At 49.7% G+C, this 26,712-nt stretch carries 22 protein-coding genes and 1 tRNA gene; 11 read left to right on the top strand and 12 right to left on the bottom strand.

What is annotated here, in order from left to right; all coding sequences use genetic code 11:
- Window positions 1–108 precede the first annotated feature (108 nt).
- From minD to H9X84_RS05395, 5 genes are all read left to right on the top strand, one after another.
- Window positions 109–906 carry a septum site-determining protein MinD gene (minD, locus tag H9X84_RS05415; RefSeq protein WP_205133328.1) on the top strand — a complete coding sequence of 266 codons (798 nt, stop codon included), beginning with the start codon at window positions 109–111 and terminating at the stop codon, window positions 904–906.
- A 27-nt stretch (window positions 907–933) separates the two neighbouring features.
- Complete coding sequence (minE, locus tag H9X84_RS05410) at window positions 934–1,221, top strand: cell division topological specificity factor MinE (RefSeq protein ID WP_205133329.1); 288 nt, start codon at window positions 934–936, stop codon at window positions 1,219–1,221.
- A gap of 114 nt (window positions 1,222–1,335) precedes the next feature.
- On the top strand, window positions 1,336–2,484 hold the full coding sequence (rodA, locus tag H9X84_RS05405; protein ID WP_205133330.1) for a rod shape-determining protein RodA: 1,149 nt from the start codon (window positions 1,336–1,338) through the stop codon (window positions 2,482–2,484).
- The gene (locus H9X84_RS05400) at window positions 2,481–2,873 is read left to right on the top strand and encodes a methylglyoxal synthase (RefSeq protein ID WP_205133331.1); all 393 of its coding nucleotides are present in this window, start codon (window positions 2,481–2,483) and stop codon (window positions 2,871–2,873) included. Before rodA ends, H9X84_RS05400 begins: the two co-directional genes overlap by 4 nt.
- Window positions 2,873–3,187 (top strand): DUF1294 domain-containing protein, encoded by a 315-nt coding sequence (locus H9X84_RS05395; RefSeq protein ID WP_205133332.1) that lies wholly within the window; start codon window positions 2,873–2,875, stop codon window positions 3,185–3,187. Before H9X84_RS05400 ends, H9X84_RS05395 begins: the two co-directional genes overlap by 1 nt.
- Window positions 3,188–3,246: 59 nt before the next feature.
- Here H9X84_RS05395 and sleB read toward each other — a convergent pair whose 3' ends face one another.
- The 10 genes from sleB to H9X84_RS05345 form a co-directional block, all read right to left on the bottom strand.
- Window positions 3,247–3,948, bottom strand: coding sequence for a spore cortex-lytic enzyme (gene sleB, locus H9X84_RS05390; protein WP_205133333.1), 702 nt, complete (start codon window positions 3,946–3,948; stop codon window positions 3,247–3,249).
- 17 nt (window positions 3,949–3,965) lie between these two features.
- Complete coding sequence (gene spoIIR, locus H9X84_RS05385; protein ID WP_205133334.1) at window positions 3,966–4,646, bottom strand: stage II sporulation protein R; 681 nt, start codon at window positions 4,644–4,646, stop codon at window positions 3,966–3,968.
- A 60-nt stretch (window positions 4,647–4,706) separates the two neighbouring features.
- Window positions 4,707–5,765 carry a Ger(x)C family spore germination C-terminal domain-containing protein gene (locus H9X84_RS05380; RefSeq protein WP_205133335.1) on the bottom strand — a complete coding sequence of 353 codons (1,059 nt, stop codon included), beginning with the start codon at window positions 5,763–5,765 and terminating at the stop codon, window positions 4,707–4,709.
- Entirely contained in the window at window positions 5,758–6,864 is a 1,107-nt protein-coding gene (locus H9X84_RS05375; RefSeq protein ID WP_205133336.1) for a GerAB/ArcD/ProY family transporter, read from the bottom strand. Before H9X84_RS05375 ends, H9X84_RS05380 begins: the two co-directional genes overlap by 8 nt.
- On the bottom strand, window positions 6,864–8,324 hold the full coding sequence (locus H9X84_RS05370) for a spore germination protein (RefSeq protein ID WP_205133337.1): 1,461 nt from the start codon (window positions 8,322–8,324) through the stop codon (window positions 6,864–6,866). The genes H9X84_RS05375 and H9X84_RS05370 overlap by 1 nt, the downstream gene beginning before the upstream one ends.
- Window positions 8,325–8,431: 107 nt before the next feature.
- Window positions 8,432–9,352: a copper amine oxidase N-terminal domain-containing protein gene (locus H9X84_RS05365; RefSeq protein ID WP_205133338.1), complete on the bottom strand. Its 921-nt coding sequence runs from the start codon at window positions 9,350–9,352 to the stop codon at window positions 8,432–8,434.
- Between the two features lie 238 nt (window positions 9,353–9,590).
- Window positions 9,591–12,551, bottom strand: a complete 2,961-nt coding sequence (locus H9X84_RS13275; protein WP_205133339.1) for a copper amine oxidase N-terminal domain-containing protein — start codon at window positions 12,549–12,551, stop codon at window positions 9,591–9,593.
- A gap of 324 nt (window positions 12,552–12,875) precedes the next feature.
- Window positions 12,876–14,048 carry a TolC family protein gene (locus tag H9X84_RS05355; protein WP_205133340.1) on the bottom strand — a complete coding sequence of 391 codons (1,173 nt, stop codon included), beginning with the start codon at window positions 14,046–14,048 and terminating at the stop codon, window positions 12,876–12,878.
- A gap of 236 nt (window positions 14,049–14,284) precedes the next feature.
- The gene (locus H9X84_RS05350; protein WP_205133341.1) at window positions 14,285–17,254 is read right to left on the bottom strand and encodes a copper amine oxidase N-terminal domain-containing protein; all 2,970 of its coding nucleotides are present in this window, start codon (window positions 17,252–17,254) and stop codon (window positions 14,285–14,287) included.
- Between the two features lie 612 nt (window positions 17,255–17,866).
- Window positions 17,867–20,914 carry a copper amine oxidase N-terminal domain-containing protein gene (locus H9X84_RS05345; RefSeq protein WP_205133342.1) on the bottom strand — a complete coding sequence of 1,016 codons (3,048 nt, stop codon included), beginning with the start codon at window positions 20,912–20,914 and terminating at the stop codon, window positions 17,867–17,869.
- A gap of 582 nt (window positions 20,915–21,496) precedes the next feature.
- Between H9X84_RS05345 and H9X84_RS05340 the strand changes: the two genes are divergently transcribed.
- Genes H9X84_RS05340 through H9X84_RS05330 form a run of 3 tightly spaced genes read left to right on the top strand, consistent with a single transcriptional unit; the run spans window position 21,497 to window position 22,563 of the window.
- Window positions 21,497–22,126 carry a hypothetical protein gene (locus H9X84_RS05340; protein ID WP_205133343.1) on the top strand — a complete coding sequence of 210 codons (630 nt, stop codon included), beginning with the start codon at window positions 21,497–21,499 and terminating at the stop codon, window positions 22,124–22,126.
- A 22-nt stretch (window positions 22,127–22,148) separates the two neighbouring features.
- The gene (locus tag H9X84_RS05335) at window positions 22,149–22,448 is read left to right on the top strand and encodes a hypothetical protein (RefSeq protein ID WP_205133344.1); all 300 of its coding nucleotides are present in this window, start codon (window positions 22,149–22,151) and stop codon (window positions 22,446–22,448) included.
- Entirely contained in the window at window positions 22,441–22,563 is a 123-nt protein-coding gene (locus H9X84_RS05330) for an XkdX family protein (RefSeq protein ID WP_205133345.1), read from the top strand. The genes H9X84_RS05335 and H9X84_RS05330 overlap by 8 nt, the downstream gene beginning before the upstream one ends.
- 115 nt (window positions 22,564–22,678) lie before the next feature.
- Here H9X84_RS05330 and H9X84_RS13195 read toward each other — a convergent pair whose 3' ends face one another.
- Complete coding sequence (locus H9X84_RS13195; RefSeq protein ID WP_205133346.1) at window positions 22,679–22,843, bottom strand: Arc family DNA-binding protein; 165 nt, start codon at window positions 22,841–22,843, stop codon at window positions 22,679–22,681.
- A 159-nt stretch (window positions 22,844–23,002) separates the two neighbouring features.
- On the opposite strand from H9X84_RS13195, the gene H9X84_RS05320 reads away from it, so the two are divergent.
- Window positions 23,003–23,440 (top strand): DUF1273 domain-containing protein, encoded by a 438-nt coding sequence (locus tag H9X84_RS05320; RefSeq protein ID WP_205133347.1) that lies wholly within the window; start codon window positions 23,003–23,005, stop codon window positions 23,438–23,440.
- Window positions 23,441–23,539: 99 nt separating this feature from the next.
- Here the strand turns inward: H9X84_RS05320 and H9X84_RS05315 are convergent, their stop codons facing one another.
- Entirely contained in the window at window positions 23,540–24,919 is a 1,380-nt protein-coding gene (locus H9X84_RS05315) for a sodium-dependent transporter (protein ID WP_205133348.1), read from the bottom strand.
- 243 nt (window positions 24,920–25,162) lie between these two features.
- Between H9X84_RS05315 and H9X84_RS05310 the strand changes: the two genes are divergently transcribed.
- Entirely contained in the window at window positions 25,163–26,428 is a 1,266-nt protein-coding gene (locus H9X84_RS05310) for a serine dehydratase subunit alpha family protein (RefSeq protein WP_205133349.1), read from the top strand.
- 124 nt (window positions 26,429–26,552) lie between these two features.
- A tRNA-Phe gene (locus H9X84_RS05305) sits at window positions 26,553–26,625 on the top strand.
- Window positions 26,626–26,712: the final 87 nt, after the last annotated feature.

The following is a 26,712-nucleotide window of genomic DNA, read 5'->3' as shown; positions in this document are numbered from 1 at the left end:
AGAATATTTTTGTTAAAATACAAATATATAAAATTTTTTGTATGAGAGAACACCACGTTTTTCCGTGGTCAAATAATCATCAATCTTCGACGACTAGGGGGAACACACATGAGCGAAGTAATCGTAATTACCAGCGGTAAGGGCGGCGTCGGCAAAACAACTACCAGCGCCAACCTTGGCTGTGGTCTGGCCATACTGGGCAAAAAAGTAGCTTTGGTAGACGCGGATATCGGCCTGAGAAATCTGGACGTAGTCATGGGGCTGGAAAACCGCATCGTATACGATCTGGTAGACGTTGTGGAAGGCAACTGCCGTCTGAAACAGGCACTGATTAAGGACAAACGCTTTGAGGGTCTGTTCCTGCTGCCCGCGGCGCAGACAAGAGACAAAGACGCCGTTTCTCCTGAACAGATGCAGAAGCTTTGCGAAAATCTGAAAGAAGAAGGCTTCGACTATATCATCATCGACTGCCCCGCCGGTATCGAGCAGGGCTTCAAAAACGCCATTGCCGGCGCGGACCGCGCCATCGTTGTCACCACACCGGAGGTTTCCGCAGTGCGTGACGCCGACCGGATCATCGGCCTGCTGGAGGCCAACGGTCTGAATAACCCCACCCTGATCCTGAACCGTCTGCGGATCGATCTGGTGAACCGGGGCGAAATGATGAACATTGAGGATGTCACAGAGATTCTGGCGGTAGATATTCTGGGCGTTGTGCCCGATGACGAAAGCATCGTCATCGCCACCAATAAAGGCGAGCCTGCTGTCAGCAATCAGGAATCCCGGGCCGGACAGGCTTACCGCAACATCGTACAGCGCATCATGGGCGAGGAAGTGCCTCTGATGACCTTCGAAGAGGAACCGGAAAGCTTTATGGACAAGCTCAAAAAGCTGTTCCGCCGCTAATTACCATCAGGGGAAAGGAGTGTCATCATGGATTTCTTTAGTTTCTTCAAGAAAAAAAGCACGCCGCCTTCGGGTACAGTGGCAAAAGACAGATTAAAGCTGGTTCTGGTCCATGACCGGGTCAACTGTTCTTCTCAGGTGCTGGAAATGCTGAAAACCGACATCATTAAAGTCATCTCCAATTACATGGAAATCGACGAGGAAGAACTGGACATCCAGATCACCCAGACAGAGTCCGACGACAAGAGCGGAACCGTACCCGTACTTTACGCCAATATTCCCATCAAGAGTATGCGGAAAGTAAACCAGGATTAAAAGACATACAAAGCCGGGGAACCTGTGCATACTGCGCCTGTGTTACCGGCTTTCCTGTATTTCTCCCCCGGGGAGAGCCATAAATTTTATCAACACCGGAGGTGTATCTGCCTCATGCAGATTCGTAAATGGTTCCAAAATCTGGACTATACACTCATTGGCGTCGTCTGCGTCCTGTGCGTATTCGGCATCCTCTGTATCGCCAGCGCCCTGCACTTTAATCAGGGAGCGGAGGCGTCGGAGGTCTATAAGCAGATCTTTTTCTTCTTATTCGGTCTGGGACTGATGGTCGCCGCCGCCAATGTAGATTATGAATATTTCTCACAATTTTATATCCCGATCTATATCGTCAACCTGCTGCTGCTTTTGGCGGTACTTCTGATCGGCTCCAACGCCGGCGGCGCCACACGATGGATCGCCATTGGCCCCATTACCATACAGCCTTCCGAATTCGCCAAGATCATGATGATCTTTTTCATGGCGAAGGTCATGTCCATGCATATGGATCAGATGAACCGCTTGTCCTATGTGCTGAAGCTGTGTGTTATCATGGTCATCCCCATTCTGCTGGTGCAGAAGCAACCGGCACTGTCCGCCAGCCTGGTTCTGGTGGCCATCTTCTGTATCCTGCTTTTTGTGGCAGGCATTGAGTATACCTGGATCCGAAATGTATGTATCGTGGTGCTGCCGCTGATTATTTTTATCTGCTGGGACGTATCCCGGGAGAACCCGCTGATTACGGATAAAATCTTCCAGACCCACCAGTTCAACCGTATCCTTTCCTTTGTGGACCCTTCGGCGGACCCCACCCTTTACTACCAGACAGAACAGTCCATCAACGCCATCGGCTCCGGCCAGCTTATGGGCAAGGGCCTCTTTCAGGGGACCCTGAATCAGCTCAGCTACCTGCCGGAACCCCATAATGACTTTATTTTTTCCGTCATTGGGGAGGAATTTGGATTTTTAGGCTGTATATTTACCTTAGGGCTCTTGCTCTTTGTGGTATTTCGTTGTATAGTAATAGCATTATCTACCAGAGATACATTTTCACAGCTGGTGGCCGTCGGCATCGCCGGAATGTTTGCTTTCCAGACATTCGTCAACGCCGGTGTCGCCACAGGCATCATGCCCAATACGGGTATGTCCCTGCCCTTCGTCAGCTACGGAGGCAGTTCCATGTGGACAAATATGATCGCCTTAGGGCTGATCTTAAATATCAGAAAAAAAGAAACCAGGTCATTATTTGAGGGGGGTCTGTTATGAACATCGCTTTAGTTGCCGATGATACAAAAAAGAAACTGATGGAAAACCTGTGCATCGCCTACCGCCATATTCTGTGCAAGCACGAGCTTTATGCCACCGCTACCACAGGCCGTCTGGTGGAAGAGGCTGCCAATCTGAATATCCACAAATATCTGGCCGGACAGCTGGGGGGCGCCGAACAGATCGGCGCGCAGATCATGAATAACGGCATTGACGCCATGATCTTCCTGCGCAATCCTTCTTCCCCGCAGCATTTTGACGAGTTCAACTCTCTGTTCCGCCTTTGCGATGCCCACAATATCCCGCTGGCTACCAATCTGGCCACTGCGGAGATCCTGCTGCTGGCACTGGACAGAGGCGACTTAGACTGGAGAAATGTGGTGAGATAATGGAAAGCACAACAATCACTTTTAATTTAACGGCTTTATGGATCATCCTGGCCTATTACATCATCATCAATCTGGCGCTTTACGGCGCCATGACACTGGACAAAAAAAGAGCCATCAAAAACCGCCGGCGGATTCCCGAGAAAAATCTGTTCCTGCTGTCCATTCTGGGCGGAGGCGCAGGCGGTCTCTTTGGTATGGTCATCAACCGCCATAAAACACATCATCTGGATTTCGTTATGGCCTTTACCATTACGTCCATCCTGCATCTGCTGGTGGCACTGCTGCTTATCAGCAAGTTCGTAGTCATTGGCTAAAAAAATCGGAAAACGAAAACGCGGAAACACAGATTTATGGGTCTGTATCTCCGCGTTTTTTATTTCACGCCAAAAACGTGCCTGCCAATGGAAACCGTAATGGGCACGCTCCAGATCCACCGGCTGGTGGCTGTAACAGGATTCCAATAATACAGAGCACCATTGGTAGGGTCCCAGCCGTTGAGGGCGTCCTGCGCCGCCTGAAAGGCCGTTTCGTTGGGCGTCAGATAAAACTGGTTGTCATCCACAGCGTCAAAGGCACCCGGCTGGAAAATAACACCGGCAATAGTATCGGGAAAATCCGGGCTGGCTACTCGGTTCAACACCACCGCTCCCACGGCCACCTGCCCCTCATAGGGTTCGCCGCGGGCTTCCCCATGGATAATGGAGGCCAGCAGATACAGATCCTCATCCCAATCACTGCCGCTGGTCTCCCCTACGCCGCTGGTGCCGCTGCCGACGGCAATCCCCAGCCGCTCCAGCGTGGCGTCTCCCGCGATACCGTCTACCTTTAGTCCATTGTCCTGCTGGAACTGCCGGATGGCCTCGTAGGTCCGGACGCCGAAAATACCGTCCGGATTCCCTACGTCGTACCCCAGCTGTGCCAGACGTTCCTGGGTCTGGCGTACCAGAGCGCCGCTGGTGCCCCAGGAAACCAGACTGGAAGTCGACACCGCCGTTGGACCTGATGTTAGCGAAAGGCAGTACAGCCCCAGCAGCAGGACCCCCAGCAGGATTCCATATCTTTTTTTCCACCCCATACTTCTGCCCCCTCCAGTTATCTGTTCTGCCACAGCTCCACAATTTTCAGCTTGAACTTCGGCATCGTTTTGTCGCTTTCCATGGCGGATACCACCGTATACTCCTCTTGTGCCAGCGTCCGGCACAGGCGGTCATGGCCTTCCTCCGTAGGCTCGGAAAAGGCCGCGTCCACATAGCACATCTGGGGATACAAAACGCACCACCAGTTATGGCCGGCCCCCTGACCGATCTCAATACGCAGGCTGTCATAGACCCCGGCGGGGAATACCAGCTGCCCATACTGTTTTTCCGGAAAATCTTCCCGAACCAGCCATACCCGAACCGGATAAGTATACCCCTGCGCCGCCACTTCCCCGGCGGCGATCCGGCAAATCTCTTCCCGGCTGCGTTCCAGCAAATCCAGCGTTTCCGTCTTACTGGTACAATCCTCCAGCCGTTCCCCAAATTCCGCCAGCACACGATCCCGCACCGCCAGCTTTAACGCCTGATCGGCGGCGCTGTCACTATTGGCCAGCACATGAAAACGAACCACCTTCCCGGAAATGCCGGAAATGATCTCCTCCGCATATCCCTTGGCAACATATCCGGCAAAGACCACCGTAAAAACCACCGCCAGCAGACCGGCGCCCAAAAACAGACGTCCTTCTTTTTTCCAAAGGCTTTTCAGCCGTTCCTTCCAAAACAGTAACTGTTCCATAGCCACCCTTCCTTCTCTCGTTGGTACAGAAAGGATGCCCCGATTTTTTCCAGTTTATACCTAGCGTGTGCGTCCCGTATCCACAATGGAAATCTCCGGCTCTACCAAAATCTCCATCCGCGTCCAGTCAAAGTCCGGCGTTTCCGGCAGATGGCGGGCGTATTCCGCCGCCAGACCCAATACATCTCCCGTCGTCTGGGACTGCACTACTTTTATTGTATTTTCCAAATGAGATTTTATGCTCTCCTGAAAGAGATTTTCCAGCTGCTCCAGGGTTTCGGCGGAAAGCACGGCATTGCCGCCGCTGCCCCCCAGACTGCCCGACAGACGCAGGCATACCCGACAGACAACTTCTCCGTCTTCCTGCCAGAATTCATAGTCCGCCCGATTCTGTCGCACTGTAAAGGGCAGGACCGCTCCCTCATAGGTCTGCTGGAACACCGCGCCCTTTCCTTCTCCCATCAAAAGCAGACGGTCCTGCTCCTGCTCCGGCGTCAGCGCAAAGGCATACGCCCCCTCCGCCACCACCAGACTGCCGCCCAGGGTCAAAGTGCCGTCCTCCGCTTCGATTCGGGGCAAAACGCCGCTGCCCTCCTGCTCCCGCAGTTCCGTCAGCCAGATATCCAGATCCAGACCTCTGGTCACCGCTACAGTCTCCGCCGTATTTTTGTAAAAATCCCAGAGAAACAGCCCTGTGGCCTGATCCTGCTCGCCTATGGCCGTCACACATTGGGCGGCACTGCCGCTGGTTCCCAGAATCATCACTTTTTCCGAAATGGACGACCCCCGTTCCAGTTCATCCAGCACGGAGGAAAAGGCCGCCAGATCAGAAAGCAGGCTCTTCCCAAAAATAATATTTCGCAGCTGCCCCAGATAGACCTCACGAGATCTAGTCCAGGCTGCCTTGGCCGCCGCTTCCGTCAATGTCCGCGCCTCCACAGAAAACACCTCCCCCTTTTGGCTGGAAGTCCCTGGCGCAAAGGTAAACAGAAGCCCGTCCTCCCCTTTTTCAATGCCCAGCGTAATGACATAAGCCCGATCCTCCGGATCTCTGCCATCCCAGCAGCCACTGAGCAGGCACAGGCAGAGAATCAGGAAACACAGTCTGATTTTAGCCATGACGCCGCCCCCTTTCCGCTGCCCAGCTTTTTATGAGAAATATCACCGGAAACAGCGCCAGATAAACACCGCTGAACACAGGCTGTACCCTGTTGCGGAACGTATAGGCCCATTCCAGATCCGGCGGCAGAAGGGCCAGAGCCAGCAACGCCAGACCAAAGGCCCAGAATCCAATCCTGCGGCCCTTTTCCCCTTTTCCTGTCAGACGCTGCAAAAAAACACCGCCGAAAAAAAGGCTGCCCGTCAAAAAAAGAAATACCGCCGCCGCCCAGAACCATAATAAAAACAGGTCCTGCCTCGTCAGAAAAATGCCGTTCATGCTAACCCGCTCCATAGCCTGCAAAGAAGCGAAGGCCTTCTGGGACAGGGACAGGGGGCCATACACCGCCAGACAGAGGAAGGTGATCCCTGTAAACAGCGCTCCGGCACAAACCATGGTCTTCCATACACTGCGCCCCGCCTTCTTTGGCTCTGCCAGAAAGGGTCCCAAAAACAGCAGAAAGCTCATGGGCTGGTACAAAGGCTGGGTGACCGCCAGCCCCTGCCACAGTGCCTTTGCAGAAGGCAGCGCCAGCGGCAGGAAATAGGGCTGATCCACGGATACAGCCGCCGCCAGCAGAAGTGCCAACAGCGGCACCCAGACCAGCACCAGCAGGATCTCCGCCGCTCTGCCGCTGCATTCCACACCACGTCTTGCCGCCAGAAAAGACAGCAGGAACAGACTGCCCAAAAGCAGGGGCAAAGGCGTATAGGGCAGCATGGCCCGGCGGATGACCTCCGCGAAGATGCGCAGCTCAAAAGCGCCATCCACCAACAGCTTCCAGCCCAGACCCAAAGACAGCAAGCCCCCCAGACCATAGCCAAAAACAGAACGGAACCATTCCACCGCCGTCCAGCCCGGCTCCCGTTTCCACAGGCAGGTCAAAACCGGCGTCACCGCCAGAGCCGCCAGAGCGCCCACCGCCATGATCTGCCAGCACTGTCTGCCGCCGATCTGGGCCAGTCGGGCAGGCAGAAACAGCAGCGGTGTTCCCAGAAACGCCATCAGCAGCAAGGCCGACGCCTGTCGGGGAGATATTTTTTGATTTTCGGAAAACATCAGCTTTCCCCTCCTTTCCTCCGCCGGAAAATGGACAGCCGCCGCAGATACCGCAAAGGCAGGCGGATGAGACTGTCCTCCCAATCCCGGTCCTCATTGGCGGAAGAAGAGCAGAAGGGATAGAGAAAAGGAATACCGTAAGACGATAACCCCGCCAGATGCAGCAGCAGAAACAGCATCCCCAGCCAGAAACCGTACAGCCCCAGCACCGCCGCCAGTGCCAGCACCAGATATTTGCTCAGGCGCAGGCCGGATACAATGGCGGGATTGGGAATCACAAAGGTACAGATCCCCGTCAGGGCGGAAATAATGACTACCGCCGGGCTCACCAGTCCCGCTTCCACGGCGGCGGAACCGATGATGATGCCGCCCACAATGCCTACGGTGGAGCTGACAGGAGACGGCAGACGAATGCCCGCTTCCCGCAGCACTTCAAAGGCCAGTTCCATGACCACCACTTCCGGAACAACGGAAAAAGGAATACTGCTCCTTGTCTCCGCAATTTTCAGGGCCAGCGCCGTAGGCAGAAGCTGGGGATGGTACACCGTCAGCGCCACATACAACCCCGGCAGGGCCACCGCCAAAAAGGCCGCCCCATAGCGCAGCAGCCGCAGAAAGCTCATGATCTCCCACCGGTCATAATAATCCTCCGCCGCCTGAAAAAATACATTCAAAGTGGCCGGAATCAGGATGACAAAGGGGGTATTATCCACCACAACCACCACACGCCCCTCTAAAATGGCGGCAGCAGCCTTATCGGGCCGCTCCGTCATCTGTAATTGGGGAAAAGGAGACATGACCCGCTGTTCCAGCAGCTGTTCCACCGCACCGCTGTCCAGTATCCCATCAGCATGGATCTGGTCCAGATGCTTTTCGATTCTGGCCAGCACTTCCGGCCTGACCAGTTCCTCTTCATAGAGCAGCGCCAGATCACAATTTGTCATGGCACCCAGCTTTTTTCGCTTCACCTTTAATCCCGTATGCCGGATTCGACGGCGAATCAGTACAATATTGAAGGCCAGCAGTTCCGTAAAGGCATCTTTCGGGCCCTGTACCACCACCTCCGTCTCTGCTGTGCCTACGCCTCGATTGGGAAAGGCCTTGGTAGACGCCTGAAGGGCAAAGCCACTGCCCTCCATAAATATTACGGTATCCCCGGAAAGTACCGCGTCCGCCGCCTCCTCTAAGGCAGAAAGGCGGATCACGTCACGAATGGAGATGACGCTTTCCGTTAAGTGGCGCAGCAGGCCCTCCGCTTCCACAGCCTGACAACGGTTCATTACATTGGTCAGGATAGACTCCTCAATGGCAGTAGTGCTGACCATATTATCCACATACACCAGAAACAGATGGCCCCGCCCCTCCGCCGCGGCAAAGTCACGAAAGACAATATCCCCGCAGTCACGAAAGATCTCCTGCAACGCCGCTTTGTTTTCGGCCAGATTCTCAGAAATCTGCATTCTGTTTTTTCACCTCTCTTTTTGCCTTAGTCTGGCAAAAAAACAGGAAAAATATGCGCGCAAAAAAAGCGCCTGCCTCAAAAGAGAAGCAAGCGCTCTCATATTCTTTATTCCGCTTCCACCGTCATATTAAAATATGCGGTCTGTGTTTCCGCGTCCCAGGAAAGGTCTGTCACGCCCAAAGCCGTTGCCAGATCCCGCAGGCCTAAGAAAGTTCTGTCGTCCCGAATGGTGACGGAAGATGTGGTGGGAATCTTCGTGCCGTTGATAGACATATATTTTTCCCCTTCCGTCATGGAGATGATGCGGTTATTATACAGTATGGTCACCGTCCGTGTGGGCGCATCCCAGAGCACACGCTCATTATCCAGCCCCATGGCCACAGATACGGCACGAACAGGAAGCATTACATAGCCGGCATCGCTGATATAGGCCGATGTGTCTGTCTCCATCTGCCGCTCCCCGGTCATTACATAGTTCTCGCCTACCGGCACACGCACCTCTGTGGTATACAGTCTGGGGGATTCCGTACCAATGGTCAGGGTAATAAAGCTGTCCACCCCCTGTTTTTTCTCATCGGCTACGTTGCCCAGCACTTCGCCGCCAAAAAGCGGTGTATTATAAAAATTTTCACTGATAGAAGTCTCTACCTCCAGACGGTAATCTCCCGCCGGCAGATTTCTGGACAAAAACAGCTTCAAATCCTCGGCCCGGATCACCGCCGCTTCATCGCTGGTACTTTCCACTGTAAAAGTAAGCACACCATCCTCACATTCCCAGCGGATCTTCATGCCGCTTTCTTCGTCCACCCAAAGGGTACTGCCCTGCTCAAAGGGAATATAGCCCTTCTCCATCCGCAGAGTGAAGGTAACGCCTTTTTCCCACAGGCCGTCCGCGCCTTCCGTAATGACAACGTCTGTTTCCGCCGGTGTATATCTGCTGCCGGTTTCCACCTCCGCCGCCTGTACCGCCGGCGCGCATCCCAAAAGCAGCAATGCCGTCATCATACCAATCCATCTTTTTTTCATCTATATCCCTCGTTTCTTTTTCAATTGCCCCGTTTTCCCCTTCCTCTGTATTGTAACAGGACAAAGAAAAAATAACAAGACGGCAGCGGCCTTTTCCCAGCAAAAACCAGAAAGCCCAAAGAAACCGTTTTTTATGAAAACGCCTTGAAGGCATAAGCCCTTTTTACAGGACTTATGCCTTCTTATGGTCTATGTTTCTCTTCTGCGTACTGCGCCCGCAAAGGAAACGATTTTTCTGTTATGCTTCGCCGCCGTTCAGTGTGGCTGTCTTCGTGGTGTCATCCCATGTAATGTCTGTGATGCCCAAAGCCGTTGCCAGATCTCTCATAGGCAGGAACGCTCTGTCGTCGGTAATTTCTACCGCGGAGCTGGTGGCGATGGCCTGACCGTTGACATACATCACTTTCTGGCCATATGTCATGGAAATGATTCTCTGGCCATACAGAATGGTGACTGTCTTAGAATCCTGATCCCACAAAACAGAGTTGTTATCAATACCCAGCGCTGTGGATACAGCTCTGACAGGCAGCATAGTGTAACCATCCGCATTGATGTAAGCGGGTACATCCAGTTCGATCTGTGTATCACCGGAAATCAGGTAATTTTCACCTACGGGTACAACCACCTTTGTGGTAAACATCGCGCCGTCTGTAGTACCTGTGATGACATTAATGAAGCTGTCTTTTACGACGTTGCTGTAATCTGTGATATCGCCTACAAAGTTGTCACCGTCCAAATCGTCGCCGTAATCAGCTGTTGCTGCGTCTGTATCGTCATAAGCGTACAGCAGCTGTGCTTCGTATGCGTCAGACATGGTAGTGTACAGTTCCAGAGCGTAAGCGCCCGTAGGGATGTTACGATCCATATACAGTTCCATATCGGAAATGGTTACGGATGCAGCTTCATCGCTGGTGGATTTTACTTCAAATGTCAGTGTGCCGCCGCTCTGAGTTGTTTTCAGCTCCATATCGCTGTCTTCATCCGCTGTAAATGTTGCGTCATCCTCGAAGGAAATCAGTTCCTTCTCGATCTGGAACGTAAATTCCGCGCCTTTCTCCCACAGGCCGTCTGCCGCTTCTGTTACAACGATATCTGTGGGGATCTCTGTATATCTGGAATCAATCTTCAGGTCATTCTGTTCCGCTGTAACGGTATAAGGAGATACGAATGTTGCCGCAACAACAGACTGAGATTCTACCAGACTGCCTTCAAAGCCAATTTCTACATCACCTTCAAAGCCGGGGTCTGCTACCAGCGTCAGAACGAAGGTCAAAGATGCGGGATCTTCGTTCAGATCTGTGTCTACATCATCAAATACTCTTTTTGCAAATTCAAAATTCAGATGGTCGCCATCCTGATAAGCTTCTTCAAAAGCCTCTTCCCATTCAGCGTCTGTCATGTCATCGCCATCCTGGAAGAAGTTTTCCTGATTTACGATCTCAACGTCCGTTACATACACGCCTTCAGGAATGGTGATGGTAAAGCCCTGTCTGGAGCTCCATGCGCCGGGGAAAGATTCTTCCAGTGTAATCTCCAGTGTTTCATGGTCGGAATCATCTGTAATGCCTGTGTTGTCTGCGTCAACACCGCTGTAAATCACAGGTACATCCTCGTCCTCGTCTACGGACATCACCACTTCATAATCCACAACTTCCGCAACTTCTACTTTTACCTTATCCATGGTTCCAGCTTTTACAGTAATCGTGGCAATGTCACCAGTGCTTGCGGAAGTTGCCTCGATTTCAATACCTTTGACGGTAATCTTTCCATCTACGATGGTATTGGCGGACAAATCGGTAATCACCAATGTATCATCGTCTTCCAGATCTACATCTACATTCAGCTCTGTACTTCCAGACTCTACTGTAACACCGTTTGCCGTTGTAAACTCAAAGCCTTTGTTCAGTTCCAGCGTGATTTCATCCACTCCATCCAACGAACCGTCTACGGCTTCTTTAATTACCAAACCTCCGCTGTACAGGTCAACCATTTCCTCTTCCGCCACATTGACTGTCTTTTTGATAGATGCTTCAACTGCCTGTTCTTTGATAGAAACAAAAACCAGGTCATCGGCATCTACCAGATCCGACTCAATACTTACAGTTGCTGTTTTATTTACGGATGTTTTCGTCATCACTGTGTCCATGTTCACAGCAATTACATCACCTACAGAAAATTTGCCATGGATCGTCACTTCAATGACATCATCATCGATTTTATCCACTGTGATATCACCTACACGACCATTGGCATTGCCGCCGGTATAAGCGCCTTTGGCTGCTGTCTGAGAAGTCAGTGTACGAACACCGTAATCGTAAGATGTGGTTACCGAAGTGTCTAATGCACTATCCAGTGCTGTTTCTACATCTTCCGCTGTATAAACAGCTGCTTTCAGTTCGGAAAAATTCTGTACATTTGCAGGCAGGCCCGAAGTTGTATCTTCCGTATTCGTGCCTGTTAAGGCTTTAAATTCGCCAGCAGAGCCGTAGGTTCCGTCATTCTCCGCACAGACCCAACCGTCTTTGCCTGTATTATTCCAATTTGTTACTTCCAGCCATTTGCTGTAATCAGCGGAAGCATCTACTGTCTGATAAAAAAGCGCTTCTTTCTGTTCATCCACGCCTTTTCCGGTAATTTCTTCGCCTTCCTGAACAGCCAATCCCTCTACTACAGAATCAATAGAGACGAAATTTGTTCCTTCTGTTCCTATCTCCCAATAACCGTATGTCTGATTTGAAGCTGTTGTACTCTTCCAGTTGGCTACGATAGTCGCGCCGCTGGAAGAACCGTCGCCTGTACCATCTGTTGTATAAGAATATGTTTCTGTCGCAGCTGTGGCATTGGGGTTCCATGTACCAATAATATCGTAATGATCCTCATCCTCAATGGAGATGCTATCAGCGATCTCTTTCTCTGTGCCCAGCCATTCCGCATTGTCCAGTGTCAGCGTAAACTTTGCCTCGATTTGATCTGCGGAAACGGAAGTCTGTTTATAATCCGCGCTTGTAATCTTCAGCTGCAGTTCCGGTGCATCCTCTCCGCTGATTTCACCATCATTTCCTACTTCCGATACGGACCAGGCATTGATGATACTTGCCGTTGCTTTCACTTCGCCGTTATTGGAAACAGCAAAAGCCGTTGCAGGCGCCAATGATGCCACCATAGCCGCAGCCATAACAAATGAAATAAACTTTTTCACTGTTATCTTCCTCCTTTTTGTTTTTCTCTTCGTTGTGTAGTTACAAAACGAACCGAACCCTCCCTGGACAAGACCCATTCCAAACTGCCCCAGAGCGTGCATCTTTTGCAGTTCTGTTTTGCAGGCTCAGTATACAAAAGGAGTTTTTTTCTGGCAATAGCAAAGGCTTTTTTTTCATGGGAGTGTAACAAAGTCGTAACATATAAAAAGGAAACCCTGAAAAATCAAGGGTTTCCTAATATTAGAAAATGGTTTGTTTCTTATTTTAAATCAGCGTTGCTTCATTTTTCTCTCATGATTCTCTCATATTCCTCTCATCCCTCTTTAGGATGCACTGCCAAGGAGACTGGTATTTTCAAACAAATAGATCTGCATATCGTGATTATAAACGACCTGATTTAATTCATTCTGTGCTTTTGCCACAGCCAGTGCCGCCTGATCCACACTTAACTGTGTCACATTGCCCGCCTGCAGATTGATCTGTGCAACACGATAATCCGCCTGTGCCTGAGTCAAAGAAGCCTGTGCGTTATCGTAATTTGTTTCCAGCTGCAGGATAGTGCTGTATGCATTTCGGATCGCCAACTCTTTATTCTCTTTTGTCGTTTTAAGATCACGATTGGCATTATCCAGATTCAGCTGCAGCTGCTTTGCCTCTGAACCATCAGAGGATGCGGGCAAATAATTATTTTTAAACTCCGCGTCCTTGACAGCCTGCTCCTTCAACAAAACGGTGTAATCACTGTTCAGCTTATTATTGATATGCTGTTCCATAGTTCCATGCAGTTCATAAGGGGCGTATTCCACATCATAAACCAGATCAAAGCGAGCCTCGCTGTCTTCCCCCATCAAACTGTTAAATTTCTGATATTCCTGTTCCAGGGTATATTCCAGCAAAGCAACACTGTTATTGGCCTGTTCCGTCTGAATCCGCAGCTGCTCTAACTGGTAATCGCTCATTAGCCCCAGTTCATTCTTCAATTTTCCTTGTTCATAAGAAGTGTCCTGTACCTTCGCGGCTTCTTTCGCCGCTTCCAAATTGCTTTCATCACTTAAAATCGTAGTAAAATAATTCTTTACTGTAGATTCCAATGCCAATTTTGTCATGGATGTATTGATAGCATTCTGCTTCATGCCGCTGTCTGTGGACTGAGAAGCGGAATAATACGAATATACATAATCACTGATCCACTGACGATAGGAAGCATCCGGCACAGAGAAAAATCCAGTTTTGTCCCACAAATCTTCTTTCGTTGCCTGTAAAAACTCCCCATAATCCGCTAACGAGCGGAGATCCGGGCTTTTCTTTTCCGCTTTTTCCAAGGCCTGCTCAAACGTCAGTTCCGGCAAAGGCTCCGCGGTTTCCTCTGGAGAGGGGGAATAAATCACCTTGATCCCTGCCATGGGGTCTTCCGCCGCAAAGGCCGTTGCTGGCAGGCAAAGAACCGCGGCCAAAGCCAAAGCAACTGTTTTTCCTTTATGTAAACTATATTTCATCGTCATTCCTCCTGTATCTTAAGAAATTTTTATATTAAAACTATTATACCATATCCATAAGAAAAATTCACATGGTTAATGATTTCTTAAAGAAAAAACAACGAAATCTGTACATACGGCTCCGGCATAAAAAAGAGCCGAAAATTTCATCTCTGAAATCTTCGGCTCTTTATTTATTTCATGCGGGAGAATTCCCTCCCGCACATTCTGCTATATCATGTAAATGAGGTCATGTTTTACACGGCAGCTTTTTCACCATAGTTCAGGAACGCTGTCTTTGTAGCCCCATCCCAAGTGATGTCTTTTACATTGACTGCTGTACCAAGGTCTCTCAGGCTCAGGAAGGTTCTGTCGTTGGTGATTTCAACGCCAGCCTTTGTTGCCACTGCCTGACCATTGATGTACATGGTGCTTGCGCCAGCCTGCATGGAAACAACTCTGTTGCCGTACAGGATGGTAGCTGTTCTGGTATTCTGATCCCACAGCACGCTGTTGTTATCAATACCCAGAGCAACCGCTACTGCTCTCAAAGGCAGCATGGTGTAACCCTTATCGTTGATGTAAGCGGGAGTATCAATTTCGATCTTCTTCTCACCTGCAACGATGTATTTTTCACCAACAGGTACAGTGATCTTTGTTGTAAAGCCATCCTCATCTCTGGGCGCTGTTACAACATTGATAAAGCTGTCTTTTACAGTCTTTTTGTATTTTGTTACATCGCTGATGTAGTTGTCTCTGTTGCTGTTTCCTTTATAGTCTCTGCCATCCGCAGGTACTTTATTGCCATCTTCGTTCGCGTACAGTTTCTGCGCGTCATAGCCAGCTGTCATAGTAGAAGCCATTTCCAGAGCATATTTGCCGGCGGGAATGTTTCTATCCATAAACAGGGACATATCGGAAATCGTTACTGTTGCAGCCTTATCGGAAACAGTTTTTACGCTGAATGTCAGCTCTTTCTGGTTCTGTGTATCTGTTACTGCCAGACCACTGTCCTTATCAGCTGTAAATTTCGCGTCATCCTCAAAACGGATCAGGTTCTTTTCGATGTTGAAAGTAAATTTTGCTTTCTTATCCCACAGACCATCTGCTGTTTCTTTTACAATGATGTTTGTAGGGATCTTTGTGTTTCTGGTATCGATCTTCAGATCGTTCTGCTGTGCTTCTACCTTGTAAGGTACAGCAAATTTCGCTGCGGATACGCTCTGTTTGTCTACCAGTGCACCTTCAAAACCAACCTTTACATCGCCTTCGAAGCCGGGGTCAGCAACCAGAACCAGTACGAATGTTACTTTCGCGGGGTTCTTTGCCAGAGTTACATTAACATCATCAAATGTTCTCTTGCCAAATTCGAAGTTTTTGTACTTACCATCTTTGTATGCTTTTTCGAAAGCATCCTGCCAAGCCTGTTTCGCGTCTGTGCTGCCCAGCTCTTTGCCGTTCCGGAAGAAGTTTTCTGCGTCTTTTACTTCCACGTCAGCTACATAAACGCCGTCAGGCAGAGTGATGTTGAAGCCCTGTCTCATGCTCCATGCGCCGGGGAATGTTTCCTCCAGTGTAATTTCCACTGTTTTGTGGTTGGAGCTATTTGTAATACCTTCGTTGTTTACGTTAGTACCGCTGTAAATTACGGGCAGGTCTTTGTCCTTATCTGTGGACATCACTACTTTGTAGTCTACAACTTCCGCAACTTCAACGGAAACTTTGTCCAGCTTGCCAACCTGCGCGGTAATCGTTGCTTTCGCACCGGTTTTCGCGCCATCAGCCTCAATTTTCAGGCCATCATCTTTGCCGCCGATTTTGCTCTTGATCGTCAAAGTCACCAGTTCACCGCTGTCCAGTGCGCCTTTTGCTTTCAGCATGGCATCTGTCACTTCAAAGGTCATTTCGTTGCCATCGAAAGCAACATCTGCTTTTTCTCCATTTACATATACATCTGTTTTGGAGAATTTAAAGCCTTTGTTCAGCTTCAGAGTTACTTTATCTTTCGCCTGGAAGGAATCCTTTACAGACTCTTTCAGTTTCAGGCCATTTTCGTGCAGGAAAACAACTTCATCCTGCGCAACCTTTACGGTCTTTTTCACGGACGCTGTAAAGCCTTTATCCGCAACGCTGACATAAACCAGGTCATTTGCCTTTTCTACCATTTTGGAATCTACAGATACAGTAGCGTTTTTGGAAGTCTTCTTCATTGTGGAGTAGAGATCTACAGAGATCACGTCACCTTCATACAGGAAGCCTTCTACATCGAAGGTCAGCTCGTTGTTCTTTACCTCGATATTTTTCGCTACTACCTTTCTGTCCGCGGAAGGAGTACCAACCACTTCATCTGTCGCTACAGTCACAACAACATCTGTGCCCATAACTGCCGCACTGTTTGTACCCCACCATGTTGTCATATCAGCGGGAGTATAAGTTTCCACATACTCCTTGCCGCCGTTGAGCACCAGCAGGATCTGGTCTTTCGCAATAGACACAGGGCCAGTCTTTGCTGTCACCTTGAAATAAGTGTTGTTGCTGCCCAGAGCGTAGTCTTCAAATTTTGCTGTATCGCTCTGTTTGAAGCCCAGCGCCTGACCTTTTTCCTTGTTTGCGCCGCTGTCATTGGACGCGTCTGTCGCTGCCGCGTCAAAGTCCGCTTTCATGTTTTCTTCCGCGGTTTTCTTTGTTACCTTATTACCGGTATCATCTACCGCTTTTTTCAGTGTTTTCTTGATATCTGTCTGGTTATCGTACCATTTTGTCAGATCCATTGTGTTTTCAACCATCTGGTAACCTTCCAGCGCATTTGTATCACCAATGAGGTATTTCCAAATAGCATCTTTGTAGGTATCCTCAGCTACCGCTACGTATTTGTAGCGCGCTGTTACACCTGTGGAAGTGCCTTTTGTCAAATCAGCACCATCTTTATCCACAATTGTAATACCATTGGCCGCTTTTGCGTCAAAATCCGCGTTATCCAGTGTTACTGTTACGCTATTGACCGGCAGCTTGCCGCCTGTCATTTTATTAGACGCACTTGTTACTTTTAACTGCAGTTCCGGCACATCACCGGAAATCACGCCATTTCCCAGGGCGTCTTTGTTTCTTGTCCATGCGCCGATTACCTTTGCTGTCGCCTTGATATCATCTCCAGCGGCAAAAGCCGTAGCGGGGACCAGGGATGCCGCGATTGCCGCGGTCAGAACCAATGAAAGTACTCTTTTCATTGTGATCGTCCTCCTTCTTATCTCGTCTTTCTCGTCTTTCAGTTTCGTTCCATAATTATACAACGAAGCGCAACTATGCTTTTTGTTTCTCCCGCTTTGTATCGCCTGATTTCCGCCGTCCAAGTCCCTTCCATGATCGCCACCCATTCCAAAAGACCATTTCCGTTTCTTTTTCCGCTTCCGCCATTTGATCCGCCGCCAGCAGAAAACATGAAAGCATGATTGCAGGAACATTATAACTGCATTAGAAATCCATGGCAATAGGTTTTCATAAAGTATAAAGATTTCGTTAAGACATGTTCGTCTTTTTTCCAAAGAATCCCGGAAAATCAAGGTTCTCTGATGCGAACAGAAACGAATATCATGCCGCAAACATAAAAAAGCCTGATTTATCAAGCAGAATCAGACAAAAAAACGACTTTTTCAAAACAGCTTTCGTTAAGAAAAAGTATAGAATATGTTAATAATTAAAACGCAACTTTCTGCATGGGTTTTCCATCAAAAAAGTAGGATGATTTTTTACACAAAAAAAGAGCCCTACGGCAGTCCCCCGAAGGGGACTGCTTTCGGACTCTCCTTAAAAATTATCCTTGATTCAGTTTAATCCAGAGATTAAGCTTCTGCAACGCCTGCGTTCAGGTAAGCTGTTCTTGTAGCAGCATCCCAAGAGATGTCTGTTACGTTCATAGCTGTGCCCAGATCTCTCAGGCTCAGGAATGTTCTGTCGTTTGTGATTTCAACGCCAGCCTTTGTAGCTACTGCCTGGCCGTTGATGTACATAACGCTTGCACCATTCTGCATGGATACAACTCTGTTGCCATACAGGATAGTAGCTGTTCTTGTGGACTGATCCCACAGAACGGAGTTGTTGTCGATACCCAGAGCTACTGCTACTGCTCTCAGAGGCAGCATTGTGTAGCCGTTTGCATTGATGTATGCGGGTGTGTCGATTTCAACTTTTACTTCACCAGCGATGATGTAGGATTCGCCAACGGGAACTGTGATCTTTGTTGTGAAACCGTCTTCATCTCTAGGAGCTGTGATAACGTTGATGAATTTGTCTCTTACAACGTTGCTGTAGTCCTGTACGCTATCAACCCAGTTGTCGTTATCCAGCTGAGCGTTTGTAGCTGTAGCCATAGCAGGAGCAGCTGTTGTGATAACACCATTGTCGTTCATAACAGCGTCTTCAGCTGCGAACAGAGTCTGTGCCAGGTAGCCATCGGACATGGATGTTTCCAGTTCCAGAGCATATGCGCCAGCGGGGATGTTTCTTTCCATGAACAGTTCCATATCGGAGATTGTAACTGTTGCAGCCTTGTCGGAAACATCTGTTACTGTGAAGCTCAGACCAGCGTCTCTGTTGCCATCAACATTGAATGTATCGTTGTCGATATCCAGTTCGCTGTCGTTGTCTACTGTGAATGTAGCGTCATCTTCGAAGGAGATGAGACCTTTTTCAATGTTGAATCTGAATTCAGCTGCATCAGCACCGTCATCCCACAGACCGTCTGCTGTTTCTGTTACAACGATGTCAGTAGGGATAGTTGTGTATCTGGAGTCGATCTTCAGATCGTTCTGTTCAGCTTTTACTGTGTAAGGAGCTACAAATTTAGCAGCTACTACGGACTGTGTATCAACCAGAGCGCCTTCGAAGCCAACTTCTACATCGCCTTCAAAGCCGGGGTCTGCTACCAGTGTCAGAATGAATGTCAGAGATGCGGGATCTTCTGCCAGGTCAACGTCTACGTCGTCGAATACTCTCTTACCGAATTCGAAGTTCTTGTAGTCGCCGTCACGGTATGCATCCCAGAATGCTTTTGTCCAGTTGCCTTCGTCAAATGCGTTGCCGTTCCGGCCGCCCTGACCATTGATGAAGAAGTTATCTGCTTCTACAACTTCAACGTCTGTTACATATACGCCATCGGGCAGAGTGATATCAAAGCCCTGTCTGGAGCTCCAAGCGCCGGGGAATGTTTCTTCCAGTGTGATCTCCAGTGTTTCGTGATCGGAACTGTCTGTGATACCGTCGTTGTTTACGTTAACGCCGCTGTAGATTACGGGAACATCCAGATCTTCGTCAACGGACATAACTACTTTGTAATCAACAACCTTAGCAACTTCTACTGTAACTTTGGACATATCGCCAGCTGTTACTGTGATTGTAGCTGTTGCGCCGGATTTAGCGGATGTAGCTTCGATTTCCATACCTTTTACTGTGATCTTGCCATCTACAACGTTGTTGCGCAGGCCTGTGATCACCAGTTTGTCGTCGCCATCCAGACGAACGGCAGCACCAATATTAGCATTGCCGGATTCTACTGTTACGCCGTTAGCTGTTGTAAATTCGAAACCTTTGTTCAGTTTCAGTTCTACTATGTTAACGTTTGTCCAGGAACCGTCAACTGCTTCTTTGATTACCAGACCGCCGTCATACAGATCAACAACTTCTTCTTCAGCAACGTTTACTGTCTTTCTGATGGAAGCTTCGATGCCTGCTTTCTTAACGGAAACGTATACCAGGTCGTCAGCGTTTACCAAATCAGATTCAACAGATACTGTAGCTGTTTTGTTTGTGTTGAAGCTGTCCATTACGGAAACCAGGTTTACAGCGATAACGTCGTCAACAGCGAATTTACCGTGGATAGTAACTTCTACTGTGTTGTCGTCGATAACGTCAACTTCGATGTCACCAACACGTGCGCCAGCAGGTGTATAAGCGCCTTCAGCTGCTGTGGATGCTCTCAGAACGCGGTAACCATAGTCATAAGAAGCAGTTACAGCTGTATCCAGATCATCGCCCAGAGCTGTTTCTGCTTCAGCAGCTGTGTATGTGCCAGCTACCAGATCAGCGAAGCTCTGTACGTTTTCAGGCAGACCTGTGGTTGCATCTGCAGCGTTTGTGCCCAGAGCCTTGAATGTACCGGGTGTGCCATATGTGCTATCTGTCTCTGTGCAAACCCAGCCTTCTTTGCCTGTACCCAGATAGTCTGTTGTTTCCATCCACTTTGCAGGAGTTGCGGATGCATTTACAACCAATTCGAACAGTTTTGCTTTCTGTGCGGCAACAGATTTTGCGGGGTTAACATTGCCTTCTTTTTCAGCCATAGCTTCGTATACGGAGTAGATGGATACGAAGTGGTCACCCTGTGTATCTTTATCCCAGTAGCCGTATTCCTGATTAGCTGCTGCTGCTTTCCAAGCCGCTACGATAGCATCACCATTACCACCGTTACCTGTACCAGATTTGGTGTAGGCATAGGTTGTTGTTGCTGCTGTAGCATTGGGATCCCATGTACCAACGATATTGTCGTGGTCTTTGTCTTCCACTGTGATCGCGTTCAGAACGTTCTGTTCGATCTGTGCGTCAGTGTTGCCCAGCCATTCTGCGCCGTCCAGTGTCAGTGTGAATTTCGCTTCGATCTCATTTGCGTCTACTGTTGTCTGTTTGTAGTCCGCTTTTGTGATCTTCAGCTGCAGTTCGGGAGCATCTGTACCCTCGATTCTACCCTGGCTCTGGTCTGCTTTTGTTACACTCCAAGCGTTGATGATGCTTGCTGTCGCGCTTACTTCACCATTGTTGGATTTCGCAAAAGCTGTAGCGGGCACCAGGGATGCTACCATAGCCGCAGCCATAACAAATGAAATAAACTTTTTCATTGTTATCGTCCTCCTTTTTCATTTTTAAATGTTCGTGTTCGTTTTATAATTATACAACGAAGCGCATTTGGATTTTGCCGTCCTCCGCCCCATCCCTTTCCGTTGGGCTTCGGCAGTCCGCGTTCCTTTGGCGTCCTCACCCATTCCTATGGCCGCCGCCGCAGCGCGTCCTCCCTTGGCTTACCGTTCCGTTCCGGATGAGAGAACATTAAAATTTACTTTGCATTGTCATTATATCCGGGTGAGAGCGAAATGGCAAGGGATTTGGGGCAACTGTAACATAACTGTAATTTTGGTGCAACTTTCAGGGATTTTTTGTAACATTGGACGGAGTTATCCACAGAAAAGAGTGGATAACTCCCGGTTATCCACAGCAGAGAGACAGTTCTTTCTTTCTGTTTTTTTAGAATCCATGGCGCCCATGTTCTTATTTTCTCATTTTTCTTATGGTTTTCCAAGAAAAGGAGCCGTCCTCCAATCGAAAAGAGGGCGGCTTTTTTCCGCGGAAAAATCTTTCCTCAACTTGAGACTATTTGAGACTTTTCCTCCGCTATGCTGAAAGCAGAAAGGAGGTGAGCGTCCATGTCCACATTTACAGAGCATTATAATCTCATTATACCTTCCTCGGAGGATTATTACGACGTACAGGATTTCAACGAAAACACGGAGGCCATAGACGGACTGCTTTACGAACAGGAAAACGCCATTGCCCATGTGGGAGAAAAGGCGGATGAGATCCTGGAACGGATCGGAACCCCGGAGGATACGGGGACAGAGACTCTCTTTGGCCGTACAAAGGAGCTTTTTTACTTCCCCAATCAGGAAAAGGTGGTACAGCACATGGAAAATGTCACTGTTCCCACGCAGAACGCGGCGGATGGAACTATGTTTCTGGGGTATTTTTTCGCGGAATATGACGGGGTGATCTTTTTCAGCGCCAGAGTCAGCTATGACGGCGGGAGTTCCTCGGATTACAGTGTTTATCTTTACACCGATAAAATGACTTCCTACTATCCGAACACAGTTCCCGGTTCCTATATGGGCACCAATCCCTCGGTGCCGGATATCATCCTGCCCAGAGCAAAGATGGTGAACCAGCTGTTCCATGTGGAAAAGGGGCGGCCCTATGCCTTTTCCCTGTATTTTAAAAACATGAACAGCATGACACTGGATGAATTTAAGATCTGCTATGAAATAAGAACAGCGGAATAAAAAATGGAAAGGAGAACGGGAAATGCTGGTTAATTTTGACGAAACGGGACGGGTGCGCTGGTACAATCTGTATCTGTCCAGGGAGTCGGCCCAAAGCTGTCTGGCGGAGGACACCATATGGCTGGAAGGCGGTCTGCCGGAATATCCCCAGGCACAGGAAGGTTATACGCCTTTTCTGCGTCTGACAGAGGGCCGACTGGTCTATGAATATGAACAAAGCCCCCTGCCCGTCTATACGGATACAGAGCTTTTGATGCAGCGGATGACCGATCTGGAACTGCTGCTTTTGACATTACAGACAGGAGGCGGCGTAAATGTTTGAGACACTGAAAAAACGATATGAGCAGAGATATGTCCGCAAGGACCAACTGCAACAGTATGTGGCGCTGGGACTGCTGACGGAGGAAGAGTTTTTGAAAATCGTCACCATGGCATAAGTATGTGCATACATAACACAAGATACAGAAAAATTACCTATTATAATCAAGCAAAGGGCCGGAATCTCAAAAAAGATTCCGGCCCTTTGCGTTTTGAAGCCCCCGGGGACTGTTCTTACTTGATGGGGATTTCCCCATGCTCCTTTTCGTATTTCTGGATGCAGTCCCGCACCAGAATATTGATCTGGCTGTTGGCGGAACGCCCTTCATAATCCGCGATAAAATGCAGCTTGTGCAGCATGGTCTCGTCAATGCGGATGGATAAATGTTTTATACCCACACATATCACCTCTATCTTTAAACATAAATTCATGTTAATTTGATTTCAATATGAATGTATTTTATGTCCTTTTTGTGGTAATATGATTAAAATGAGTCCTATTTAAATTTTATTCGAATTTAAAATGAACCTATTTTATATCAATAAGGGGTGAATCTTATGGAAAAGGAAAACATCTGCTGTTTTTTCGGCCATCGGGACGCGCCGGAGGCTTTGCTGCCCGCCATTGCCGCCGCTGCCCGGGCATTGATCGAGACGGAGGAGGTTTCTGTTTTTCTGGTGGGGGGCCACGGGAACTTTGACCGGCTGGCGGCGGAGGCCGTGGCTTCTTTGCGGCAGGAATATCCCCATATTCGCCTTTTGCTGGCGGCGGCCTATGGCACCGCTTTGCGAAAGGCCGAAGAAGGGCCCTATGACGGGGCTTTCGTGCCACGGGCGCTCAAAGGTGTACCCACAAAGGCCGCCATTCCCCGCCGGAACCGCTGGATGGCCGCAAAAAGCCAGTATGTCATCGCCTTTCTGGAACGGGAGACAGGCGGCGCTTACACCGCCGTGGCCTACGCCCGGCGGAAGGGGAAGAAGATCCTGCTGCTGTAAAGGGCAGGAAAACGAAAAAGCGAACCGCTTTGGGATTTCACCCGAAAGCGGTCCGCTTTTTTTATTTTTCCGGTCTTCCCCGGGACGAGCCCGGATTTTTTACGCCGCGAAGAATTTGGAATAATAGCCCATGACGAAAATGAACAGCACTACCAGAGGCAGAATCCACTGGATATAGAAACGGATGCCTTTGGGGAATTTGATGCCGTTGCCGCTGTTGGCCTCCGCCAGGAAGTTATCCCAGCCCCAGCCCATTTTCCAGCTGCAGAACATGACGAAGATCAGGCTGCCCAGAGGCAGGATGTTCTGGCTGACCAGGAAGTCCTCCAGATCCAGTACGGCGGAGCCTTCGCCGAAGGGCATGAAGCCGCTCCATACGTTGTAGCCCAGTACACAGGGCAGAGACAGCAGGAAAACAACGATAATATTGATGATAACGATTTTCTTCCGGCTGGCGTTAGTCAGGTCCTCCGCGAAGGAAATGATATTCTGGAACACGGCGATAACCGTGGAGAAGGACGCGAAGCACATGAACAGGAAGAACAGAGAACCCCACAGTCTGCCGCCGGGCATATTATTGAATACGTTGGGCAGTGTAACGAAGATCAGGGAAGGACCCTGTCCGGGGTTGACGTTGTACGCGAAGCAGGCAGGGAAGATAATCATGCCCGCCATGAGCGCAACAAAGGTATCCAGCACTGTGATAAGGATGGCTTCCCCTGTCAGAGAGCGGGATTTGTCGATGTAGCTGCCGAAGATGGCAATGGCGCCGATACCGATACTCAATGTAAAGAAGGCCTGGCCCAGTGCCGCGAAAAGCACTTCCAGAAGGCCGTATTCCTTCAGAGCGCCGAAATCAGGTTTCAGATAGAATTCCAAACCTGCCTCGCCGCCTTCCAGCAGAGCGGAGCGTACCGCCAGCACAATCATCAGCGCCAGCAGGCAGAGCATCATCACTTTTGTGATTTTTTCCACGCCGGCCTGCAAGCCCTGGGCGCAGATACCAAAGCACAGCAGAACAACCACCAGCATGAAGCCGGTCATCAAACCGGGTCTGGACAGCATGGTATTGAAAGCGGTACCAACGCCTTCGGCGTCCAATCCCTCAAAGCCGCCTGCCGCCATTTTAAAGAAGTAATACAGCATCCAGCCGGCGACGGTGGTGTAGAACATCATCAGGATGTAGTTGCCGGCCATACCGAAATATTTATACCAATGCCATTTGGTTCCCTTGGGCTCCAGCACATCCATAGCTCTGGCGATGGATTTCTGGCTGCCGCGCCCAACGGCCAATTCCGCTACCAGAATGGGAATCCCCATGAGGATCAGAAAGGCGATGTAAATCAGCACAAATGCCGCGCCGCCGTACTGCCCTGTGATGTAGGGAAATTTCCACACATTCCCCAGCCCGATGGCACAGCCTGCGGAAATGAGCAGAAAGCCCAGACGGGAGGAGAACCGTTCTCTTTTTTGTTCCATAAACAAACCCTCCTAATTGTGTTGCAAATGATGATAAATAAGCAGTCTGTTTTCCCCGGGATTTTTACAGTTCCCGGAGAAACAGCATGGTTATTATAGGATATTCCCGCGAAAAAAACAACGAAGTCAGACAAAATGCACGATATATTATTTCCCAAAAGGGGGATTTGTCCATTTTTTGGAAGAACCATAGTTTTTTTGCCCGGGATATGGTATCCTTTGTACAGAAAGGGGTGCAAGATTATGAGAGAGGAACTGACAAATTTATTAAAAAGTGAAATGAAACCCGCTCTGGGCGTAACAGAAGTGGGCGCCATCGCTTTGGCGGCGGCAAAAGCCAGAGAGGCGGCAGGCGGCAAGGCGAAAAAAGTGACCATGGTCATGAACGGCGGTATGTATAAAAACGCCTTTGCCTGCGCCATCCCCGGCACGGAGGAAAGCGGCTGCGAAATGGCGGCGCTGTTAGGCGTGCTCTGCGGCGAAAGCGCCCTGGGGTTGGAATGTCTGAAGGGCGTTACGGCGGAGGCGGTGGCCGAAGCCAAGAAAGGCACCATTGAAACAGATCTTTCCGTAGACCCGGAAAAAGAGGAAATCTATATTCTGGCGGAAGTGGAAACGGATCAGGGCACCGGCAAAGCGCTGATCGAAACGCTCCACAGCAATATCACAAAGGTGTGGAAAGACGGCAAGGTGATTTTCGAGGCAGAACTGAAAGCGGCGGAGGCGGCAAAGCCTTTTCCCTTTGATACGGTGGAAATCGCGGATTTTGTATCCTATGCCAAAGAGGTTCCGGCGGAGGAAATCGCCTTTGTGCAGGATATGATCGACATGAACTGCGCTCTGGCGGCGGAAGGCGCCAAAGGCGCGGGACTGAAAATCGGCGCCGCGTTGGATCTGTTCCATGAAAAAGGCGTGCTGGGAGACGATATGATCTACAAAGCACAGCATCTGACCACAGCGGCCATGGACGCCAGACTGGCAGGCCTGCCCTTCCCTGCCATGAGCATTGTCGGCAGCGGCTCCCACGGCATCCTCTGCTCCATGCCCGTGGTCTCCTACGGCAGAAGCATGGGCGCCAGTGACGAGGACATCCGCCGAGCGGTGGCCCTCAGCGGTCTGGTGACCATTTACAGCAAGCATTACACCGGCAGACTTTCCCCTCTGTGCGGCTGCGTACTGGGCGGCGGCAGCGGCGCGGCGGCGGGCATCGTCCTGCTCATGGGCGGCGGCGCGAAGGAAGTGGCGGCGGCCATGGATCATATGGCGGCCAATCTGTCCGGGATGATCTGTGACGGCGGCAGCACCGGATGCGCCTTAAAGGCCTCCGCCGGGGTATACTCCGCTTTCCTGTCAGCGATGCTGGCTATGGCGGGAACGGCTATGCCGCCTCATTTTGGCGTGCTGGGCTCCCGGGCGGAACAGACAGCCAAAAATCTGGGCAGAGTCAGCACGGAAGGCATGGCAACCATGGACGCCACCATTCTGGATATTATGCAGAAAGGCGAATAAATTTCTTTCGGGGACAGGCGGCACATCCGCCTGTCCTCTGAAAAAAAAGAAAAACTTTTCCGAAAAATGTTGTTGACAAGCATACAGGAATACGGTATAATAGCCAAGTATCAAGTTTTGATGTGCCCAGATAGCTCAGTTGGTAGAGCAGAGGACTGAAAATCCTCGTGTCACTGGTTCGATTCCGGTTCTGGGCATTTTTTATTGTACTACAAATTAAATCCTACTACTTTTGAAGAGGGGGCAGATGGCCTCCTTTTTTCCTATGTAAAAGGAGGAGAAAA

The organism is Anaerotignum lactatifermentans, from assembly GCF_016902535.1.
In the GTDB taxonomy this organism is placed as follows: Bacteria; Bacillota; Clostridia; order Lachnospirales; family Anaerotignaceae; genus Anaerotignum; species Anaerotignum lactatifermentans_A.
This window is presented reverse-complemented; position numbering and strand designations above follow the sequence as displayed.

What these genes read in the sequence shown, in the direction of transcription:
- rodA (WP_205133330.1), top strand. Translation starts at nt 1,336, where the DNA reads ATGCAGATTCGTAAATGGTTCCAAAATCTGGACTATACACTCATTGGC.
- H9X84_RS05330 (WP_205133345.1), top strand. Translation starts at nt 22,441, where the DNA reads ATGTTTGAGACACTGAAAAAACGATATGAGCAGAGATATGTCCGCAAG.
- H9X84_RS05370 (WP_205133337.1), bottom strand. Translation starts at nt 8,324, where the DNA reads ATGCAGATTTCTGAGAATCTGGCCGAAAACAAAGCGGCGTTGCAGGAG.
- H9X84_RS05345 (WP_205133342.1), bottom strand. Translation starts at nt 20,914, where the DNA reads ATGAAAAAGTTTATTTCATTTGTTATGGCTGCGGCTATGGTAGCATCC.
- H9X84_RS05375 (WP_205133336.1), bottom strand. Translation starts at nt 6,864, where the DNA reads ATGTTTTCCGAAAATCAAAAAATATCTCCCCGACAGGCGTCGGCCTTG.
- H9X84_RS05365 (WP_205133338.1), bottom strand. Translation starts at nt 9,352, where the DNA reads ATGAAAAAAAGATGGATTGGTATGATGACGGCATTGCTGCTTTTGGGA.
- spoIIR (WP_205133334.1), bottom strand. Translation starts at nt 4,646, where the DNA reads ATGGAACAGTTACTGTTTTGGAAGGAACGGCTGAAAAGCCTTTGGAAA.
- H9X84_RS05310 (WP_205133349.1), top strand. Translation starts at nt 25,163, where the DNA reads ATGAGAGAGGAACTGACAAATTTATTAAAAAGTGAAATGAAACCCGCT.
- H9X84_RS05380 (WP_205133335.1), bottom strand. Translation starts at nt 5,765, where the DNA reads ATGGCTAAAATCAGACTGTGTTTCCTGATTCTCTGCCTGTGCCTGCTC.
- sleB (WP_205133333.1), bottom strand. Translation starts at nt 3,948, where the DNA reads ATGGGGTGGAAAAAAAGATATGGAATCCTGCTGGGGGTCCTGCTGCTG.
- minD (WP_205133328.1), top strand. Translation starts at nt 109, where the DNA reads ATGAGCGAAGTAATCGTAATTACCAGCGGTAAGGGCGGCGTCGGCAAA.
- H9X84_RS05355 (WP_205133340.1), bottom strand. Translation starts at nt 14,048, where the DNA reads ATGAAATATAGTTTACATAAAGGAAAAACAGTTGCTTTGGCTTTGGCC.
- H9X84_RS05335 (WP_205133344.1), top strand. Translation starts at nt 22,149, where the DNA reads ATGCTGGTTAATTTTGACGAAACGGGACGGGTGCGCTGGTACAATCTG.
- H9X84_RS05340 (WP_205133343.1), top strand. Translation starts at nt 21,497, where the DNA reads ATGTCCACATTTACAGAGCATTATAATCTCATTATACCTTCCTCGGAG.
- minE (WP_205133329.1), top strand. Translation starts at nt 934, where the DNA reads ATGGATTTCTTTAGTTTCTTCAAGAAAAAAAGCACGCCGCCTTCGGGT.
- H9X84_RS05315 (WP_205133348.1), bottom strand. Translation starts at nt 24,919, where the DNA reads ATGGAACAAAAAAGAGAACGGTTCTCCTCCCGTCTGGGCTTTCTGCTC.
- H9X84_RS05350 (WP_205133341.1), bottom strand. Translation starts at nt 17,254, where the DNA reads ATGAAAAGAGTACTTTCATTGGTTCTGACCGCGGCAATCGCGGCATCC.
- H9X84_RS05400 (WP_205133331.1), top strand. Translation starts at nt 2,481, where the DNA reads ATGAACATCGCTTTAGTTGCCGATGATACAAAAAAGAAACTGATGGAA.
- H9X84_RS05320 (WP_205133347.1), top strand. Translation starts at nt 23,003, where the DNA reads ATGGAAAAGGAAAACATCTGCTGTTTTTTCGGCCATCGGGACGCGCCG.
- H9X84_RS05395 (WP_205133332.1), top strand. Translation starts at nt 2,873, where the DNA reads ATGGAAAGCACAACAATCACTTTTAATTTAACGGCTTTATGGATCATC.